At 71.0% G+C, this 17,570-nt stretch carries 18 protein-coding genes; 9 read left to right on the forward strand and 9 right to left on the reverse strand.

What is annotated here, in order from left to right; translation table 11 throughout:
• Nucleotides 1–33: 33 nt before the first annotated feature.
• Nucleotides 34–471, reverse strand: coding sequence for a gamma-glutamylcyclotransferase (locus tag CLM62_RS35440; protein ID WP_095753989.1), 438 nt, complete (start codon nucleotides 469–471; stop codon nucleotides 34–36).
• Between CLM62_RS35440 and CLM62_RS35445 the strand changes: the two genes are divergently transcribed.
• A complete protein-coding gene (locus tag CLM62_RS35445; RefSeq protein ID WP_257004270.1) occupies nucleotides 470–2,026 on the forward strand; it encodes an NAD(P)H-quinone dehydrogenase in 1,557 nt (518 codons plus the stop codon). The genes CLM62_RS35440 and CLM62_RS35445 overlap by 2 nt on opposite strands.
• 166 nt (nucleotides 2,027–2,192) lie before the next feature.
• Nucleotides 2,193–3,155 carry a DeoR/GlpR family DNA-binding transcription regulator gene (locus CLM62_RS35450; RefSeq protein WP_095753991.1) on the forward strand — a complete coding sequence of 321 codons (963 nt, stop codon included), beginning with the start codon at nucleotides 2,193–2,195 and terminating at the stop codon, nucleotides 3,153–3,155.
• A gap of 146 nt (nucleotides 3,156–3,301) precedes the next feature.
• Here the strand turns inward: CLM62_RS35450 and CLM62_RS35455 are convergent, their stop codons facing one another.
• Complete coding sequence (locus CLM62_RS35455; protein WP_095753992.1) at nucleotides 3,302–5,074, reverse strand: biotin carboxylase N-terminal domain-containing protein; 1,773 nt, start codon at nucleotides 5,072–5,074, stop codon at nucleotides 3,302–3,304.
• A gap of 385 nt (nucleotides 5,075–5,459) precedes the next feature.
• Here CLM62_RS35455 and CLM62_RS35460 point away from each other — a divergent pair, with 385 nt between their 5' ends.
• Nucleotides 5,460–5,942 (forward strand): hypothetical protein, encoded by a 483-nt coding sequence (locus CLM62_RS35460; RefSeq protein ID WP_095753993.1) that lies wholly within the window; start codon nucleotides 5,460–5,462, stop codon nucleotides 5,940–5,942.
• Here CLM62_RS35460 and CLM62_RS35465 read toward each other — a convergent pair.
• The 4 genes from CLM62_RS35465 to CLM62_RS35480 are packed head-to-tail and all read right to left on the reverse strand — an operon-like array spanning nucleotide 5,911 to nucleotide 8,622.
• Nucleotides 5,911–6,531, reverse strand: coding sequence for a nucleoside triphosphate pyrophosphatase (locus CLM62_RS35465; RefSeq protein ID WP_095753994.1), 621 nt, complete (start codon nucleotides 6,529–6,531; stop codon nucleotides 5,911–5,913). The genes CLM62_RS35460 and CLM62_RS35465 overlap by 32 nt on opposite strands.
• A 42-nt stretch (nucleotides 6,532–6,573) precedes the next feature.
• Entirely contained in the window at nucleotides 6,574–6,702 is a 129-nt protein-coding gene (mmpB, locus tag CLM62_RS52205; protein ID WP_095753995.1) for a morphogenic membrane protein MmpB, read from the reverse strand.
• 56 nt (nucleotides 6,703–6,758) lie between these two features.
• Nucleotides 6,759–6,965 (reverse strand): acyl-CoA carboxylase subunit epsilon, encoded by a 207-nt coding sequence (locus CLM62_RS35475; RefSeq protein WP_095753996.1) that lies wholly within the window; start codon nucleotides 6,963–6,965, stop codon nucleotides 6,759–6,761.
• A 55-nt stretch (nucleotides 6,966–7,020) separates the two neighbouring features.
• On the reverse strand, nucleotides 7,021–8,622 hold the full coding sequence (locus tag CLM62_RS35480) for an acyl-CoA carboxylase subunit beta (protein WP_095753997.1): 1,602 nt from the start codon (nucleotides 8,620–8,622) through the stop codon (nucleotides 7,021–7,023).
• A gap of 110 nt (nucleotides 8,623–8,732) precedes the next feature.
• Between CLM62_RS35480 and CLM62_RS35485 the strand changes: the two genes are divergently transcribed.
• Both CLM62_RS35485 and CLM62_RS35490 read left to right on the forward strand, forming a co-directional pair.
• Nucleotides 8,733–9,602 carry a biotin--[acetyl-CoA-carboxylase] ligase gene (locus tag CLM62_RS35485; protein WP_095753998.1) on the forward strand — a complete coding sequence of 290 codons (870 nt, stop codon included), beginning with the start codon at nucleotides 8,733–8,735 and terminating at the stop codon, nucleotides 9,600–9,602.
• A 102-nt stretch (nucleotides 9,603–9,704) separates the two neighbouring features.
• Nucleotides 9,705–10,877 (forward strand): adenylate/guanylate cyclase domain-containing protein, encoded by a 1,173-nt coding sequence (locus CLM62_RS35490; protein ID WP_095753999.1) that lies wholly within the window; start codon nucleotides 9,705–9,707, stop codon nucleotides 10,875–10,877.
• Between the two features lie 33 nt (nucleotides 10,878–10,910).
• On the opposite strand, the gene CLM62_RS35495 is transcribed toward CLM62_RS35490, so the two are convergent.
• Nucleotides 10,911–11,576 (reverse strand): hypothetical protein, encoded by a 666-nt coding sequence (locus tag CLM62_RS35495; RefSeq protein ID WP_179382372.1) that lies wholly within the window; start codon nucleotides 11,574–11,576, stop codon nucleotides 10,911–10,913.
• A 173-nt stretch (nucleotides 11,577–11,749) separates the two neighbouring features.
• Here CLM62_RS35495 and CLM62_RS35500 point away from each other — a divergent pair, with 173 nt between their 5' ends.
• The 3 genes from CLM62_RS35500 (at nucleotide 11,750) to hutH (ending at nucleotide 15,833) form a co-directional block, all read left to right on the forward strand.
• Nucleotides 11,750–12,559, forward strand: a complete 810-nt coding sequence (locus CLM62_RS35500) for an enoyl-CoA hydratase/isomerase family protein (RefSeq protein WP_095754000.1) — start codon at nucleotides 11,750–11,752, stop codon at nucleotides 12,557–12,559.
• Nucleotides 12,560–13,035: 476 nt separating this feature from the next.
• Nucleotides 13,036–14,181, forward strand: a complete 1,146-nt coding sequence (locus CLM62_RS35505; RefSeq protein WP_095754001.1) for a GGDEF domain-containing protein — start codon at nucleotides 13,036–13,038, stop codon at nucleotides 14,179–14,181.
• A gap of 113 nt (nucleotides 14,182–14,294) precedes the next feature.
• Nucleotides 14,295–15,833 carry a histidine ammonia-lyase gene (hutH, locus tag CLM62_RS35510; protein WP_095754002.1) on the forward strand — a complete coding sequence of 513 codons (1,539 nt, stop codon included), beginning with the start codon at nucleotides 14,295–14,297 and terminating at the stop codon, nucleotides 15,831–15,833.
• Between the two features lie 45 nt (nucleotides 15,834–15,878).
• Here the strand turns inward: hutH and CLM62_RS35515 are convergent, their stop codons facing one another.
• Nucleotides 15,879–16,670 (reverse strand): hypothetical protein, encoded by a 792-nt coding sequence (locus CLM62_RS35515; RefSeq protein WP_095754003.1) that lies wholly within the window; start codon nucleotides 16,668–16,670, stop codon nucleotides 15,879–15,881.
• A gap of 42 nt (nucleotides 16,671–16,712) precedes the next feature.
• Nucleotides 16,713–17,039, reverse strand: coding sequence for a hypothetical protein (locus CLM62_RS35520; protein WP_095754017.1), 327 nt, complete (start codon nucleotides 17,037–17,039; stop codon nucleotides 16,713–16,715).
• Nucleotides 17,040–17,148: 109 nt separating this feature from the next.
• On the opposite strand from CLM62_RS35520, the gene CLM62_RS35525 reads away from it, so the two are divergent.
• On the forward strand, nucleotides 17,149–17,517 hold the full coding sequence (locus CLM62_RS35525; protein ID WP_257004271.1) for a hypothetical protein: 369 nt from the start codon (nucleotides 17,149–17,151) through the stop codon (nucleotides 17,515–17,517).
• The last annotated feature ends 53 nt before the right edge of the window (nucleotides 17,518–17,570 follow it).

The following is a 17,570-nucleotide window of genomic DNA, read 5'->3' on the forward strand; positions in this document are numbered from 1 at the left end:
GTCGATCGCCCAAGTCTAGGAGCGGGACCGCTGTCAGCAGGGTCGCTTCCGCAGCTCCATCACGTAATCGTGTGGTGCCCCCGCCGACTCGGCGGCATCGGCGATCTCCCCGAGATAACGGGCCGACGGCAGGCCCCCCTCGTAGCCGTTGAGGACGTACGTCCAGGCCTGTTCCTGGCCCTCGAGGGTGTGGACGTGGACCCGCATGCGGCGGTAGATGTCCAGTCCCGCGCCCTCCCAGCGGTCCATGGAGTCCTCGTCCAGGGGCGCGATGTCGTAGAGCGCCACGAAGACCTGGGCCATGGGGTCCTCGACGATCGTGGCCACGGCACCCTCCCAGCCCATGTGCTCGCCGCCGAAGGTCAGCCGCCAGCCGTTGAGCCAGCCTGTCGCACGCAGTGGTGAGTGCGGTGCGCGGCGGGTCATCAGCCGCGCGTCGAGGTTGCCGGCGTACGCGGCGTAGAGCGACATGCGTCGAGGGTACGGCAGGGATCTCGGGTGTCTCAGCAGTCGCGTGTGTATCCGTGCCGGGGCGGGCGGGGCCCCGGGGGAATGGCGTTTGGTGGCGTGCGGGACAATGGAGTACGTGACTCGGATCGTGATCATCGGTGGCGGACCCGGCGGCTATGAAGCGGCGCTGGTGGCCGCGCAGCTCGGCGCGGAGGTGACCGTCGTCGACTGCGACGGTCTGGGCGGGGCGTCGGTGCTGACCGACTGCGTGCCGTCGAAGACCCTTATCGCTACGGCCGAGGTGATGACCACCTTCGATTCGTCGTACGAGGAACTGGGGATCATCGTCGCCGACGACACGCCGCCCATGGAGCAGGCCGCCCGGGTGGTGGGGGTCGATCTCGGGAAGGTGAATCGAAGGGTCAAGCGGCTTGCGCTGGCTCAGTCGCACGACATCACGGCTTCCGTGACGCGGGCCGGGGCTCGTGTGCTGCGGGGGCGCGGGCGGCTGGAGGGCATGCAGGCGCTCGACGGGTCGCGGAAGGTGGTCGTGCGGGCCGCGGACGGGAGTGAGGAGACCCTCGTCGCGGATGCCGTGCTGATCGCCACCGGTGGGCATCCCCGTGAGCTTCCCGACGCGCAGCCCGACGGCGAGCGGATTCTGAACTGGACCCAGGTGTACGACCTGACCGAGCTGCCCGAGGAGCTCATCGTGGTCGGGTCCGGTGTCACCGGTGCCGAGTTCGCCGGGGCCTATCAGGCGCTCGGGTCGAAGGTCACGCTGGTGTCGTCGCGGGATCGCGTGCTGCCGGGGGAGGACCCGGACGCCGCGGCCGTGCTGGAGGACGTCTTCCGGCGGCGCGGCATGAATGTTCTGGCGCGCTCGCGGGCGCAGTCGGCCAAGCGGGCCGGGGACCGGGTCGAGGTCACGCTGGCGGACGGGCGGGTCATCACCGGCTCGCACTGTCTGATGGCCGTCGGCGCCATTCCCAACACCGAGGGCATGGGGCTGGAGGAGGCCGGCGTCCGGCTGCGGGAGTCCGGGCACATCTGGACCGACAAGGTGTCGAGGACCACGGCCCCCGGTGTGTACGCCGCCGGTGACGTGACCGGGATCTTCGCGCTCGCTTCGGTGGCGGCGATGCAGGGACGTATCGCCATGTACCACTTCCTGGGTGACGCGGTGAACCCGCTGAATCTGAAGACCGTGTCGTCGAACGTCTTCACCGATCCGGAGATCGCCACGGTCGGGTACAGCCAGGCCGACGTCGACGGCGGCAAGATCGACGCCCGGGTCGTGAAGCTGCCGCTGCTGCGCAACCCGCGCGCCAAGATGCAGGGCATCCGGGACGGCTTCGTCAAGATCTTCTGCCGGCCGGGCACGGGGATCGTGGTGGGCGGTGTGGTCGTGGCGCCACGCGCCTCGGAACTGATCCATCCCATCTCGATCGCCGTCGACAACAATCTGACAGTCGAACAGATCGCGAACGCGTTCACCGTTTACCCCTCCCTTTCGGGGTCGATCGCGGAGGTGGCGCGGCAGCTGCATACCCGTAAGACCGAGGATGGCGGCTGACGACCGAAAGCGATTCCCCGCTGGTCACGGGGAGTTGTCGAGCATGCGTGCGGCATAGGCGGCTGGGTTAGGCCCTATACCACTTCCCGCCCTCGTGTGCGAACAACTTCTGTTATTCGGCGCAAACTGCTGAAACCAGACGGTCGTTGGGGTTACTGTCAGTTTCGTGTTCGCTGCAGAACGTCGCCAATTGATCCTCGAAATGGTGCGAGCGAACGGGGCCGTGTCGCTCCGTGAGCTCGCCCGCGTCGTCCAGACCTCCGAAGTGACCGTACGGCGGGACGTGCGCGCGCTGGAGGCAGAAGGACTCCTCGACCGCCGGCATGGCGGTGCGGTATTGCCGGGCGGGTTTACGCGGGAGTCCGGCTTTCCGCAGAAATCACATCTCGCGACCGCCGAGAAGACGGCCATCGCCGATCTCGCCGCCAGCTTCGTCGAAGAGGGCGAGGCCATCGTGGTCGGGGCGGGAACCACCACGCAGGAGCTGGCTCGTCGGCTCGCGCGGGTGCCTGGGCTGACCGTCGTCACCAACTCGCTGTTGGTGGCCCAGGCGTTGGCCCATGCCAACCGTGTGGAAGTCGTGATGACCGGCGGTACGCTCCGCGGTTCGAACTACGCCCTCGTCGGGAGTGGTGCCGAGCAGTCCCTTCAGGGGCTCAGGGTCTCCCGGGCCTTCCTCTCCGGGAGCGGGCTGACCGCCGAGCGCGGGCTGTCCACGTCCAACATGCTGTCCGCGTCCGTCGACCGTGCGCTGGTACAGGCGGCCGCCGAGGTCGTCGTCCTCGCCGACCACACCAAGCTGGGCACGGACACCATGTTCCAGACGGTGCCGACCGATCTCATCACCCGTCTGGTGACGGACGACCCGCCCGCCCACGACGACCGCGCCGCCACCGAGCTCCAGGCCCTCGCCGACCAGGGGGTGCAGATCGCCGTGGCCGGGGCGACCGGGAACCCGGGGGGTGACGAGGTCCCGGCGCGCCGGCAACAGCGCCGGGACGTGCCCCTGCCGAGCCCGCGCCGCGGTCAGGTGCCGGGCGCCGCGCCGGGGTTGCGGACGGCCACCGTGCTCGGCGAGCAGGTACCGGGAGCCGAGCGGGCCAGGGTCGCGGACCTGCGGCGGCGTTGAGCTGGGCCGCCGAGGTTCGAGGAGACCGCGGGGCAGTCGATCGGCGCTGGATCGGGCCATCGGCACAGGGGATGGAAACGAGGCGCCCGGCGGACTGAAGCTGTCGTCAGTCCGCCGGGCGCCTCGTGATGCCGTAGAAGCGGTGGTCAGTCCTTGATCTCGCAGATGGCGGCGCCGGAGGTGAGGGAGGCGCCGACCTCGGCGGACAGGCCCTTGATGGTGCCGGACTTGTGCGCGTTCAGCGGCTGTTCCATCTTCATCGCCTCGAGTACGACGACCAGGTCACCCTCCTGGACCTCCTGGCCCTCCTCGACGGCGACCTTGACGATGGTGCCCTGCATCGGGGAGGCGAGGGTGTCGCCGGAGGCGGCGGGGCCGGACTTCTTCGCCGCGCGGCGCTTGGGCTTGGCGCCCGCCGCGAGCCCGGTGCGGGCCAGCGACATGCCGAGCGAGACCGGGAGGGAGACCTCGAGGCGCTTGCCGCCGACCTCGACGACGACCGTCTCGCGGCCCGGCTCCTCGTCCGTGTCCACGTCGGCGGGGGCGGTGAAGGGCTTGATCTCGTTGACGAACTCGGTCTCGATCCAGCGGGTGTGGACCGTGAACGGGCCGTCCTGGCCATGGACTTCCGGAGCGAAGGCCGCGTCCGCGACGACCGCGCGGTGGAACGGGATGGCCGTGGCCATGCCCTCGACCTGGAACTCGGCCAGGGCACGGGCCGCGCGCTGGAGCGCCTGCTGCCGGGTGGCGCCGGAGACGATCAGCTTGGCCAGCAGGGAGTCCCAGGCCGGGCCGATGACCGAGCCGGACTCGACGCCGGCGTCCAGGCGGACGCCGGGGCCGGCCGGCGGGGCGAACGTGGTGACCGTGCCGGGGGCGGGGAGGAAGTTACGGCCGGGGTCCTCGCCGTTGATGCGGAACTCGAAGGAGTGCCCGCGCAGGACCGGGTCGTCGTAGCCGAGCGCTTCGCCGTCGGCGATGCGGAACATCTCGCGGACCAGGTCGATGCCGGTGACCTCCTCGGTGACCGGGTGCTCGACCTGCAGGCGGGTGTTGACCTCCAGGAAGGAGATCGTGCCGTCGGCACCGACGAGGAACTCCACGGTGCCCGCACCGACGTAGCCGGCCTCCTTGAGGATGGCCTTCGACGCCGTGTACAGCTGGGCGTTCTGCTCGGGGGAGAGGAAGGGCGCCGGGGCCTCCTCGACCAGCTTCTGGTGGCGGCGCTGCAGCGAGCAGTCACGGGTCGATACGACGACCACGTTGCCGTGGGTGTCGGCCAGGCACTGCGTCTCCACGTGCCGGGGCTTGTCGAGGTAGCGCTCGACGAAGCACTCGCCCCGCCCGAACGCGGCGACGGCCTCGCGCACGGCGGAGTCGTACAGCTCGGGCACCTCGTCCAGGGTGCGGGCGACCTTCAGACCGCGCCCGCCGCCGCCGAAGGCCGCCTTGATCGCGATGGGCAGGCCGTGCTCCTGGGCGAAGGTGACGACCTCGTCGGCGCCGCTGACCGGGTCGGGTGTGCCGGCGACCAGGGGGGCGCCGGCGCGCTGGGCGATGTGGCGGGCGGCGACCTTGTCGCCGAGGTCGCGGATGGCCTGCGGCGGCGGGCCGATCCAGATCAGGCCCGCGTCCAGGACGGCCTGGGCGAAGTCGGCGTTCTCGGAGAGGAAGCCGTAGCCGGGATGGATGGCGTCCGCGCCGGATTCGCGCGCGGCGCCCAGCACCTTCGCCATGTCCAGGTAGCTGGTCGCCGGGGTGTCACCACCCAGGGCGAACGCCTCATCCGCGGCGCGGACATGCAGAGCGTCCCGGTCCGGGTCGGCGTAGACGGCCACGCTCGCGATCCCGGCGTCCCGGCAGGCCCGGGCAACGCGGACAGCGATTTCGCCACGGTTGGCGATGAGCACCTTGCGCACGATTGAGGCTCCCTCCTTGAAACAAGCCGAGTTTAGGGACTGCCGACACGACACTTCGACCCGTCCCCATTGGTGAGCTTGCCCACACGGAGCGTGATGCGAGGCTTGCTCTACCCGCGAAATCCCTTGTCGCACCTCGGTACGCAGGACTCCTCCGGGAAACCCTAGCCCTCCTGTGTGGTCAAGGTCTCTGTGGTGGCGTGCTGCGGCCCACTCTGTTTCTTTGTGGAGTCCCTACGAATGGCCCAATGATTCTTTGCCCTCCGCCGGACTCTTGTCCTCGGGTTTACCCGTGAGTAGCGTTCACGATGTATCGAACGTACTGCGGGTAACCGCAGTCTTGCTCGGGTGGCTCTGAAAAAGCTCTGGAAGTGGGTGGGGACCGGTGGTGCGCAGACCGGTGGCGTGGGTCGTGGCGGTCGTGCTCTTCGCCGAGGCGCTCGGCATCGCCTTGCTCAACTGGATCCTCGGGACCGTCGTCGACCGGCAGGACATGTCTCTGGCCGGCCTCGACCCGCATGTGATGTCCACGTCGTCGAAGATCGGCGGGATCGTCTTCGGCCTCTACTTCGCCCTGTGCGGCCTGGTCGCGCTCCTGGTCGCCGTGCGCGGCCGCCGCCCCGCCGGTCTCGGCCGCATCCTGCTGATCAGCGCGGCCGTGGTGCACGGGCTGCTGGGAGCGTTCGCGTGGGGGCTGATGGGCTGGCCGCAGTTCCTGTTCATGATGGTCGTGCTCGCCCTGATCGTGCTGCTGCTGATGACGTACGACGGCCAGGGCGGGCCGGAGCCCGCCGACGCCGCGCCGGACGGCACCAAGGGCGACGGCGGCTCGCCGCTCACCCCTCCGCCGGCGCCCACAACTCCGTGATGCCGACGCCCAGTTCCGCCAGCAGTCGACGGACGAGGGGCAGGCTGATGCCGATCACGTTGCCGTGGTCGCCGTCGATGCCCTCGATGAACGGGGCCGAGCGGCCGTCGAGCGTGAACGCCCCGGCGACGTAGAGAGGTTCGCCCGAGGCGACGTACGCGGCGATCTCCTCGTCGGTCGGATCGCCGAAGCGGACGACGGTGGAGGCGGTGGCGGACGCGTACCGGCCGCTGATCGTGTCGTAGACGCAGTGGCCGGTCTGGAGCGTGCCGGCGCGGCCGCGCATGGACTTCCACCGGGCCGTGGCCTCCTCGGCGTCGGCGGGCTTGCCCAGCGCCTCGCCGTCCAGTTCGAGGACCGAGTCGCAGCCGATCACCAGAGCGCCCTTGACCTCGGGCTTGGCCGCCACCACGGACGCCTTCGCCTCGGCCAGGGCGAGGGCCAGGTCGGCGGGGGTCGGCGCGGTGACGGCGTCCTCGTCGACGCCGCTCACGATCACCTCGGGGTCGAGTCCGGCCTGCCGCAGCAGGCCGAGCCGGGCGGGAGACTGGGAGGCGAGGACGAGTCGGCGGCGCGGCTGATCAGTCATACGGTCAGCGTATCGGCGACCTTCATCCGTCGCCGAGCCCGATCATCTGACGCCGATCACGATCATCGCGATCACCATGGCGAGCGCCATGAAAACGCCCAGCCGCCGAAGCATCTCCTGCGTGTCGCGCAGTTCCTTCGGCGGCTCGTCGTCGGGGTCGGACCACAGCATGCTTTCGAGCGTGCGGTGGTTTCGCGCGGGGCGCCTGAGTACGCGTACTCAACTTCCTACCCGGGCCAGTAGGTGCGGCTCCAGGATGCCGGGCCCGGCTGCGGCAGTCGGTGGGCCGCGATGCGGGACGGATCCGACCAGGCGTCCCGGGCGGTGGGCGCGCCGGGCGGCTCGGGTGCCGCCGCGGCGCGGGCGCGGACCACCGCCAGGGCGGCGGCGAGCTCCTCCGGGGTCGGGTTGCCCCTTACGACCTTGATCGTCATGACGGCTCCCAATCAATCGGGGTGGGGCTAATCGGGGTGGGGCTGATCGGGGTGGCTAGAGGGGGATGTTGCCGTGCTTCTTCGGGGGCAGGGATTCCCGTTTGGTTCGCAGTTGACGCAGGCCCCGTACGACATGACGGCGCGTTTCGGACGGCATGATCACCGCGTCGATGTAGCCGCGCTCGGCCGCGACGTACGGGTTGAGGAGGGCGTCCTCGTACTCCTGGATGAGCCGCGCCCGGGTCGCCTCACCGTCTCCGGAGGCCTCCGCCTCGGCGATGGTCCGGCGGTGCAGGATGTTGACCGCGCCCTGGGCGCCCATCACGGCGATCTGGGCGGTGGGCCAGGCCAGGTTGAGGTCGGCGCCCAGGTGCTTGGAGCCCATGACGTCGTAGGCGCCGCCGAAGGCCTTCCGTGTGATCACCGTGATCAGCGGGACCGTCGCTTCCGCGTAGGCGTAGATCAGCTTGGCGCCGCGGCGGATGATGCCGTCGTGCTCCTGGTCGACGCCGGGCAGGAAGCCGGGGACGTCCACGAAGGTGATGACCGGGACGTTGAAGGCGTCGCAGGTGCGTACGAAGCGGGCCGCCTTCTCGCTGGCCTTGATGTCGAGGCAGCCGGCGAACTGCATCGGCTGGTTCGCGACGATGCCGACCGGGTGGCCCTCGACCCGGCCGAACCCGGTGACGATGTTCGGCGCGAACAGCGGCTGCGTCTCGAAGAACTCGGCGTCGTCCAGGATGTGCTCGATCACCGTGTGCATGTCGTACGGCTGGTTCGCGCTGTCCGGGACCAGCACGTCCAGCTCGCGGTCCTCGTCGGTGAGGGCGAGGTCCGCCTCCTCGGGGAAGGCCGGGGCTTCGCTGAGGTTGTTGGACGGCAGGTACGACAGCAGCTGCTTGACGTACTCGATGGCGTCCTTCTCGTCGCCGGCCATGTGGTGTGCCACGCCGGAGGCGGAGTTGTGGGTGCGGGCGCCGCCCAGCTCCTCGAAACCGACGTCCTCGCCGGTGACCGTCTTGATGACGTCCGGGCCGGTGATGAACATGTGCGAGGTCTGGTCGACCATGACGGTGAAGTCGGTGATCGCGGGGGAGTAGACCGCGCCGCCCGCGCAGGGCCCGACGACCAGGCTGATCTGCGGGATCACGCCGGAGGCGTGGGTGTTGCGGCGGAAGATCTCGCCGTAGGCGCCGAGGGAGGCGACGCCCTCCTGGATGCGGGCACCGCCGGAGTCGTTGATGCCGATGACCGGGCAGCCGGTCTTGAGCGCGAAGTCCATCACCTTGACGATCTTCTGGCCGTAGACCTCGCCGAGGGCGCCCCCGAACACGGTGAAGTCCTGGGAGAACACGGCGACGGGGCGGCCGTCGACCGTCCCGTACCCGGTCACGACCCCGTCCCCGTACGGGCGGTTCTGGTCCAGCCCGAAGTTGGTCGACCGGTGCCGCGCGAACTCGTCGAGCTCCACGAAGGAGCCTTCGTCGAGCAACAGTTCGATCCGCTCACGGGCCGTCAGCTTGCCCTTGGCGTGCTGCTTCTCGACGGCGCGTGCGGAGCCGGCGTGCGTCGCCTCCTCGATACGGAGCTGGAGATCCGCCAGCTTGCCCGCGGTCGTGTGAATGTCGATCTTGTGACGCTCTTCCGGCTCGGACATCGGGATGGGGCTCCCTGCCTGCTCAAAAGGGGGGACGGTTACTCATCCGTAGAGTAGTGGGGGGTCCACCAATCGGCAGTGCGGCGTTTACCACACCTAGTCTGGCTTGCATGACGCCGCGAGATGCATCAGACGACAGCCGTTGGTCCAATCTGGACCGTCCGCCGCTCAATGCTGCCGCGTTGCGGCGGGGCCTGGTACGGGACGGCGGGCACGGCGGGCTCTATTGCGATATCGAGGTCGTGCAGCGCACCGGCTCCACGAACTCCGACCTGGTGGCACTGGCCGCCAAGGGCGGTGCGGAGGAGGGGGCCGTCCTCGTCGCCGAGGAGCAGACCGCAGGCAAGGGTCGTCTTGACCGGCAGTGGACGGCACCGGCCCGTTCAGGCCTCTTCTTCTCCGTCCTGCTCAAGCCCACCGAGATCCCGGTGGCCCGCTGGGGCTGGCTGCCGCTGCTGACCGGGGTGGCGGTGGCGACGGGGCTGTCGCGGGCGGCGGGTGTGGATACGGCACTCAAGTGGCCGAACGACCTGCTGGTGACCGTGGGCGGAGAGGAACGCAAGGCCGGGGGGATCCTGGCGGAGCGGGCCGGGGACGACGGGGTCGTCGTCGGGGTCGGCGTCAACGTCACGCTGCGGGCGGAGGAGCTGCCGGTGCCGCAGGCGGGGTCGCTGGCGCTGGCCGGGGCGGCGAACACGGACCGGGACCCGTTGCTGCGGGGGGTGCTGCGGTCGCTGGAGGACTGGTACGCGCGCTGGCGGGCCGCCGGGGGCGACCCGGCGGCGAGTGGCTTGCAGGAGACGTATGCCGCCGGGTGCGCGACCCTCGGGCGGGTGGTGCGGGCCGAGCTGCCCGGGGACCGGTCGGTCGTCGGGGAGGCGGTGGCGATCGACGGTGACGGACGACTCGTGATCGCGACGGAGGAAGGGGTACAGGAGCCGGTGGGAGCGGGGGACATCGTGCACTTGCGCGCGGGATGACCACCGTATCGTCGGACCACTCGCGGAGTGAGCTACCGCACACCTGCCGTAGAGTTGAGGCCGGTCGATACCTGACCGTGACAGATCGGAAGGGCAGCAGGCGTGACCGTCGACGACACGGGCTCCGGCGCGGACGCGGACGGCCGGGAGGAGCCTCCCCCACTCTCGAGTTCGCTCGAGCGGGGGGACCCCCACGCCGCCGACCCCGGCGAGGACCATGGCGAGGACCCTCTCGCCCTGCGCATCGAGCAGCTCATCCTCGGCGCCGAGCGGCGCTACACCCCCTTCCAGGCGGCCCGTAGCGCGGGCGTCTCCGTGGAGCTGGCCACCCGCTTCTGGCGGGCCATGGGCTTCGCCGACATCGGCCAGGCCAAGGCGCTCACCGAAGCCGACGTCCTCGCACTGCGCCGGCTCTCCGGTCTCGTCGAGGCGGGGCTGCTGAGCGAGGCCATGGCCGTGCAGGTGGCGCGGTCCACGGGGCAGACCACCGCCCGCCTGGCCGAATGGCAGATCGACTCCTTCCTGGAGGGGCTGACCGAGCCCCCGGAACCGGGCATGACCCGCACCGAGGTGACGTACCCGATCATCGAGCTGCTCCTGCCCGAGCTGGAGGAGTTCCTCGTCTACGTCTGGCGGCGCCAGCTCGCCGCCTCGGCCGGCCGGGTCGTCCAGACCGCCGACGACGAGGAGATGGTCGACCGGCGCCTCGCCGTCGGCTTCGCCGACCTCGTCGGGTTCACGCGCCTGACCCGCCGTATGGAGGAGGAGGAGCTCGGCGAACTCGTCGAGGCCTTCGAGACCACCGCCGCCGACCTGGTCGCCGCGCGCGGCGGACGGCTCATCAAGACGCTCGGCGACGAGGTGCTGTACGCGGCCGACGACGCGGGCGTGGCCGCCGAGATCGCGCTGCGCCTCATCGAGACCATGGCGAACGACGAGACCATGCCGGAGCTGCGCGTAGGCATCGCGTTCGGCACGGTGACCACTCGAATGGGCGATGTCTTCGGTACGACCGTGAACCTCGCCTCCCGCCTGACGTCGATAGCCCCGCGCGACGCCGTCCTCGTCGACACCGCCTTCGCGGAGGAGCTGATCCGTACCGAGGAGGCGCCCGCCTCGGAGGCGGAGGCGGCCGAGGCCGTGGCCGCCGCCGAGAAGGAGGGCGAGGAGCCGCCGACGTACCGCTTCGGGCTCCAGCCGATGTGGCAGCGGCCGGTGCGTGGGCTGGGCGTGGTCGAACCGTGGCTGTTGACGCGGCGGGACGGCAGGGCGTAGCCGCCGGGCAGCTGCCTTTCGTCGGTTGTCTCGTCAGTTGTGCCGGGTGGTCGGTGGGTCCACGCACACGTTGATGATCGGTACGCACAGGTCGGGCCGGTCGGGGTCGTTCGGCTGGTCCGGTTGTGGGGCCGGGGGTGGCGTGATGCGGCTCGGGGGCGGGGTCGGTGTGGGGCGTGGGGTGGTGGGCTTCGAGGCCGGTGGCCGGGGTGCGGTGGTGGGGCCAGTGGTGTGGTCGGTCGGGTTCGGGGCGACGGGGATGGTTGTGGGGACGGCTGCGGGCACTCCCGGGGCGGCGGTCGCGTAAGGCGTGTGGGCCAGGGACCGGCCCGGGTGCGGTGTCGCGCCCGGCGCGCCCCTCACCGGTGCGGTCGCCGACGGGCTCACCTCGGGGGTGCTTCCCGCGGTGGCGGCGGTGTTGGTGGGGCGGTCCGTGCCGGTGTCCGTGTCCGGGCTGGGTTCGGTCTCCGCGGTGCCGAGGCTATGGACGTTCGGGTCGGGCGTCAGTCGTACGAGGCTCAGTACCCCGGCCGCCACGGCCAGGCCGCCGGCGGCGAGCAGCATCTTGCGGGGGCGGGGTTTGCGGTGACGGCCGCGGGGGCTCCGGACACGGGTTCCGGGGTCGTACGGCTCGGGCTGTGCGGGCGTCCTGGCCTGCGTGGTCGCTCTCTCCGGCCGCTTCTGCGTGTCCGTCGTCATGTCCCTCGACCCCTCCCCGATGCGCTCACGCCCCCTGTACGCCGTGGCGGACGCACGTTATGCGCTCTCGTGGGCGGTGGGATGGGAGTCGGGCGGTATGTCACTCGAACGGGGTCTCGGCGTCGATATGATCGAGGCGAGTGTTGTTAACCCACGTTAACAAGGAGCGTGTCATGGGCGAGGAGCGGTTCGGGGAGTTCGTGCTGGTACGGCGACACGGGGACGGGGGTGCCGGGCACGTCGCGGAGCTGGTCCTCGATCGGCCCAAGGCCATGAACGCCGTCTCCACGGAGATGGCGCGGTCCATCGCGGCGGCCTGTACGGGGCTGGGCGGGGACAGGAGCGTGCGGGTGGTCGTGGTGACCTCCACGCATGAGCGGGCCTTCTGTGTCGGGGCCGACCTGAAGGAGCGCAACTCCTTGAGCGATGCCGAGCTGGTGCGGCAGCGGCCGGTGGCGCGGGGGGCGTACACCGGGGTGCTGGATCTGCCGGTGCCGACGATCGCGGCGGTGCACGGGTTCACGCTGGGGGGTGGGTTCGAGCTGGCGCTCGCTTGTGACCTGATCGTGGCGGATCGTACGGCGGTGGTGGGGTTGCCGGAGGTGTCGGTGGGGGTGATTCCGGGTGGCGGTGGTACGCAGTTGCTGCCGCGGCGGGTGGGGGCGGCTCGGGCGGCCGAGCTGATCTTTACCGCGCGGCGGGTGGAGGCTGTGGAGGCGGGGGAGTTGGGGCTGGTGGATCAGGTGGTGGAGGAGGGGCGGGACCGGGAGGAGGCGTTGGCGCTGGCGGGGCGGATCGCGGGGAACTCGCCGGTTGGGCTGCGGGCGGCCAAGCGGGCGTTGCGGTTGGGGCAGGGGTTGGATCTGCGGGCCGGGTTGGAGGTGGAGGACGCGGCTTGGCGGGCGGTGGCGTTTTCGGGGGATCGGGCGGAGGGGGTGGCGGCGTTCAACGAAAAGCGGACGCCGCGGTGGCCGGGGGAGTAGTAGGGGCGCGCGCTTGGAGGGTGCTCGGCGTGGGCTGGACCGGTTGACTGCGTGCCGCCTTCTGTCCGGTTGCCCGGGGTGGGGGCTGGCGGGGGTGGGTCGCGCAGCCCGGCGCTTGCGGGGTGCCGCCTCTCTTTGGGTCGGGAGCCGCCCTAGGCGGCACGAATGCCCCCGCTGGGAGGGACGAATGCCCGCAGCTGGGCGGCACGAATGCCCGCAGCTGGGCGGGACGGTTGCCCGCAGCTAACGCGGCACGATCGCTTGCGAGGTGGGTCACCTCTTGGCCGACCGAGTCGGGTGGTGGGTGGGCATAGGTCCGGGGGACTGGTGGCGCAGCCCCCAGTGGCGCGGCTGCCCGCAGGCTGACGGCGTCGGTTGCTCCCAGCGCCGGCCGCGTCGGCGTCGCGTGCCGTCGGCGATCACCCCAGCGCCGCATCAAGTGACCGGTTCGCCCCAATCCTCCCTAGCCTGGAGTGATGGGTGAGGACACTCGGCTCGCCGCCGTGGTGGCGTTGGCTCAAGGCATGGCGGCAGCCCGTTGCTCGCGAGAGGCGTGGTGGGCCGCCGCCAACGGGGCGTGCCGTGCGCTCGGGGGGAGTTTCGCCGCGCTGTCCGTGTGGGAGCGGGAGCTCGGACGGCTCAAGGTCCTCGTCAACGTGGGCGAGCGGGCCGAGGGCGAGGAGGAGTTCCCGGACGACGAGGCCTACCCGGTGCACCAGTTCGCCGAGATCACCGAGTTCCTGCACGAGCGGTGGGCCGGCGGCGGCGAGCCCAACGCCTGGGTGGAGACGGCTCAGGGCCCGGCGGCCGGACGCCGTCCCGGTTACGTCCACCAACGCGTCGCCGCCCTCCGCAGGAGAGGCCGCGGCTCCTGCGTAGTCGCCCCGATCGTGCTGCACGGACGCGCCTGGGGGGAGCTGTACGTCGCCCGCCCGGTCGGCGCCCCCGTCTTCGACCGCGCCGACGCCGACTTCGCCACCGTCCTGGCCGCCGTAGTCGCCGCCGGCATCGCCCAGACCGAGCGGCTGGAGGAGGTCCGCCGACTGGCGTTCACCGACGCGCTCACCGGCCTCGCCAACCGCCGCGCCGTCGACGCACGCCTGGACCGGGCCGTCGAGCGGCACCGCAAGGAAGGCGTCGTCGTCAGTCTCGTCGTCTGCGACCTCAACGGACTCAAGCGCGTCAACGACACCCACGGGCACGCCGTAGGCGACCGGCTCCTCGAACGCTTCGGATCCGTCCTCTCCCTCTGCGGCGCCATGCTGCCCGGCGCCCTCGCCGCCCGCCTCGGCGGCGACGAGTTCTGTCTGCTCGCGGTCGGGCCGCCGGCCGACGAGGTCGTCAAGGCGGCCGACGAACTCTGCCGCCGGGCGGCCGAGTTGGAGCTGGGGGAAGGGGTCGCCTGCGGGATCGCGTCCACCGCGGATCCCATCGGCCCGGTGCACTCCGCCCGCCGGCTGTTCCGGCTCGCCGACGCCGCCCAGTACCGGGCCAAGGCCGAAGGGTCCACCCGGCCGGTCGTCGCCGGGCGCGAGGGCCCCGACGATCCCGTCGTACGGATGGCCGACGAACCCTCGGCCGAGCCGACCGCCGAGCGCCGCCGCTTCCGCGGACGTCACTGAAGGGGACGTCACTGAAGGATGACCCATCGCCCCATCGCCCCATCGGTAAGGGGTAAACCCGCCCCCCACTGGTGACATCCTCGAATTCACTGCGTACGCTCCTGAATATGGATATGCACACTGTGGTGGTGGGGACGTCCGGCGTGACCGCGTCCGACGTTCTCGCCGTGGCGCGCGCCGGCGCCCGGGTCGAGCTCTCCGAGGAGGCGGTCGCCGCCCTGACCGCGGCCCGCGAGATCGTGGACGCGCTGGCCGCCAAGCCCGACCCCGTCTACGGCGTGAGCACCGGCTTCGGCGCCCTGGCGACCCGGCACATCAGCCAGGAGCTGCGGGCCCGGTTGCAGCGCAACATCGTCCGCTCGCACGCCGCCGGGATGGGACCGCGGGTCGAGCGTGAGGTGGTCCGCGCGCTGATGTTCCTGCGGCTGAAGACCGTCTGCTCCGGGCACACCGGCGTCCGCCCCGAGGTCGCGCGGACCATGGCCGACGTACTCAACGCCGGCATCACCCCGGTCGTCCACGAGTACGGCTCCCTCGGCTGCTCCGGCGACCTGGCCCCGCTGTCCCACTGCGCCCTGACGCTCATGGGGGAGGGGGACGCCGAGGGACCCGACGGGTCCGTACGGCCGGCCGGTGAACTCCTCGCCGAGCACGGGATCCAGCCCGTCGCACTGCGCGAGAAGGAAGGCCTCGCCCTCCTCAACGGCACCGACGGCATGCTCGGCATGCTGGTCATGGCCCTCGCCGACCTGGAGACGCTGTACAAGTCGGCCGACGTGACGGCGGCCCTGTCGCTGGAGGCTCTCCTCGGCACCGACAAGGTCCTCGCCCCCGAGCTGCACGCCATCCGCCCGCACCCCGGGCAGGGCGCCAGCGCCGCCAACATGCTGGCCGTACTGAAGGGTTCGGGCCTGACCGGGCATCACCAGGACGACGCGCCCCGCGTCCAGGACGCCTACTCCGTGCGCTGCGCCCCGCAGGTCGCGGGAGCAGGACGCGACACCATGGCGCACGCTCGCCTCGTCGCCGAGCGCGAGCTCGCCTCCGCCGTCGACAACCCGGTCGTCCTGCCCGACGGACGCGTCGAGTCCAACGGCAACTTCCACGGCGCCCCGGTCGGCTATGTCCTCGACTTCCTCGCCATCGCCGCCGCCGACCTCGCCTCCATCGCCGAGCGCCGCACCGACCGGCTGCTCGACAAGAACCGCAGTCACGGTCTGCCGCCGTTCCTCGCCGACGACGCCGGCGTGGACTCCGGGCTGATGATCGCCCAGTACACGCAGGCCGCGCTGGTGAGCGAGATGAAGCGGCTCGCCGTACCGGCGTCGGCGGACTCCATCCCGTCCTCCGCCATGCAGGAGGACCACGTGTCCATGGGCTGGTCGGCGGCGCGCAAGCTGCGCACGGCCGTCGACGACCTCACGCGCGTCATCGCCATCGAGCTGTACGCCGCCACGCGCGCCGTCGAGCTGCGTGAGGGGCTGTCTCCGGCGCCGGCGTCCCGGGCCGTCATCGACGCCGTACGGGAGGCGGGGGTGGAGGGCCCGGGACCGGACCGGTTCCTGGCGCCCGACCTCGCCGCCGCGGACGCGTTCGTGCGTGCCGGGCGGCTGGTCGCGGCGGCGGAGACGGTCACCGGGCCGTTGCAGTGAGCAGAACGGGCCTTGCCGGTCTGCCGACCGGCAAGGCCCGTGGGATCACTTGAGCTTGGCCGCCTGCGCGTCGATCACGGCCGCCGGGACGTCGTAGGCCTTGCCGGAGGTGACCAGGGCGAGGTTCACCGTGTAGTACGTGGCGATGGTGCTGCCGTGACGCACCACCTCGGTGTGGAAGATGCCCGTCCCGTCGCCGTCCATCGCGGATTCGGCGGCGAACGCGACGGACTCGTCACCGGCGCCCGAGGCCTTCTCGGGGGCGATCTTGGTGATCTTCGTGTCCGTGCCCTCGGCGCTGAAGCCGAACCCGCCGGAGCAGGCCGTGACCCCGTCGGAGACGGCCTTGAAGGCCTTCTCCGCGCCGTCGCCCTCGTAGGAGGACAGGCCCACGTAGGTCGCGGCGAGGTTGAACGCCTCGCTGAAGTCGCCCTCGGCCAGGTCCTCCAGGGAGGTGGAGGCGGAGTCCGACGGAGCCGCCTGGATGACGCTGTTGCTCGCCTGCGCGTCCGTGTCCCCCGGCGGGAGCGCCGCCATGGAGTGGGCGACGGGCTCGCACTCCGCCTTGTCGACCTTCAGCACGCTCTTGGAAGCGGGCAGGGTGTCGTCACCGGAGGTGACCTTGTAGCCCTCGACCTCGCCCTCGGCGAGCAGCAGCTTCTCCAGCTCCGCCGCGCTGTACGCCTTCGCGGCGGCGGCGGGTGAGGAGGAGGACCCGGAGTTCGCGGAGTCCTTGGAGCCGTCCGACCCGTCGCCGGAACAGCCCGTTATGAGGGCGAGCGACAGAACGCTCACGGCAGCCGTGGCGCTCATGCGCGCGCCCGATGATCTCTTCATGGGCGGACTATGAAGGTTTCCTGAAGATCACGTCAAGCGAGTTCAAAAACCGAGACGTTCCCGGCGAACCGAGTACACGACGAACCCGGCGCCCAGAGTGAGGCAGAGGGTGCCGCCGACGACGTACGGGGTGGTGTCGAAGCTGCCCGTGTCGGCGAGTTGGGTGCCCTCGGCGGTCGTACCGGACGTGCTGGACGTACTCGTGGACGCGGCCCGCGCCTGGGTCGTGACCTGCGACGTCGGGGTCGCAGAGGAATCCGTTCTGGCCGGGTGGTCCGCCGACGCGTTCGCGGAGGGGACGAACCACAGGGCACCCAACAGGGTCCCCGCGGCGGTGGCGGTCAGCAACGGACGGCGAGCGGATGACACGGAATATCGATCCCCTTGTGGCGCTGGCGAATTGGCCGTGTGGGGCGATGTTAGTGAAAGGCGCGGGTCACGGGAAAGTCACGGGAGCGATGGGCCGTACGCTCCGGGCATGAGCACTGCAGAGACATCACGTTTTGTACGACTTCGCGTGGAACTCGTCCTCGAAGTCGACGACGCCGGCGCCGTCACCGGGGCCGCGCTGGGGCGGATCGCGAAGGACGCCGACATGCCGGCCGAGGAGCGGGTACACGCCGAGAGCGCTGTGACGGAAGACACCGCGGAGGCCCTCGCGTATCTCGTGGACCCGTTCGACCTGGTCAGCGGGGTGCCGGGGGTCGAACTCGCGCAGGCCTCCTGGAGCAGCGAGCAGATCGACTACGACCCGGATTCGCCGGACTGGGACCTCGACGAGGATGATGTCGACGAGGACGACGAAGAAGTCGACGAGAGCGACGAAGAGGAAGAGGCGGCCGGCTGAGCCCGCTTGGGGAAATCGTGACCCCGGGCGGAAACCGCCGCCCGGGGTTTCGT

It is taken from the genome of Streptomyces sp. SA15 (assembly GCF_002291145.1).
GTDB lineage: Bacteria > Actinomycetota > Actinomycetes > Streptomycetales > Streptomycetaceae > Streptomyces.

What these genes read in the sequence shown, in the direction of transcription:
- CLM62_RS35500 (WP_095754000.1), top strand. Translation starts at nt 11,750, where the DNA reads ATGGGCGAGGAGCGGTTCGGGGAGTTCGTGCTGGTACGGCGACACGGG.
- CLM62_RS35495 (WP_179382372.1), bottom strand. Translation starts at nt 11,576, where the DNA reads ATGACGACGGACACGCAGAAGCGGCCGGAGAGAGCGACCACGCAGGCC.
- CLM62_RS35485 (WP_095753998.1), top strand. Translation starts at nt 8,733, where the DNA reads ATGACGCCGCGAGATGCATCAGACGACAGCCGTTGGTCCAATCTGGAC.
- CLM62_RS35480 (WP_095753997.1), bottom strand. Translation starts at nt 8,622, where the DNA reads ATGTCCGAGCCGGAAGAGCGTCACAAGATCGACATTCACACGACCGCG.
- mmpB (WP_095753995.1), bottom strand. Translation starts at nt 6,702, where the DNA reads ATGCTGTGGTCCGACCCCGACGACGAGCCGCCGAAGGAACTGCGCGAC.
- CLM62_RS35475 (WP_095753996.1), bottom strand. Translation starts at nt 6,965, where the DNA reads ATGACGATCAAGGTCGTAAGGGGCAACCCGACCCCGGAGGAGCTCGCC.
- CLM62_RS35465 (WP_095753994.1), bottom strand. Translation starts at nt 6,531, where the DNA reads ATGACTGATCAGCCGCGCCGCCGACTCGTCCTCGCCTCCCAGTCTCCC.
- hutH (WP_095754002.1), top strand. Translation starts at nt 14,295, where the DNA reads ATGCACACTGTGGTGGTGGGGACGTCCGGCGTGACCGCGTCCGACGTT.
- CLM62_RS35515 (WP_095754003.1), bottom strand. Translation starts at nt 16,670, where the DNA reads ATGAAGAGATCATCGGGCGCGCGCATGAGCGCCACGGCTGCCGTGAGC.
- CLM62_RS35505 (WP_095754001.1), top strand. Translation starts at nt 13,036, where the DNA reads ATGGGTGAGGACACTCGGCTCGCCGCCGTGGTGGCGTTGGCTCAAGGC.
- CLM62_RS35445 (WP_257004270.1), top strand. Translation starts at nt 470, where the DNA reads ATGCGTCGAGGGTACGGCAGGGATCTCGGGTGTCTCAGCAGTCGCGTG.
- CLM62_RS35525 (WP_257004271.1), top strand. Translation starts at nt 17,149, where the DNA reads ATGAGCACTGCAGAGACATCACGTTTTGTACGACTTCGCGTGGAACTC.
- CLM62_RS35440 (WP_095753989.1), bottom strand. Translation starts at nt 471, where the DNA reads ATGTCGCTCTACGCCGCGTACGCCGGCAACCTCGACGCGCGGCTGATG.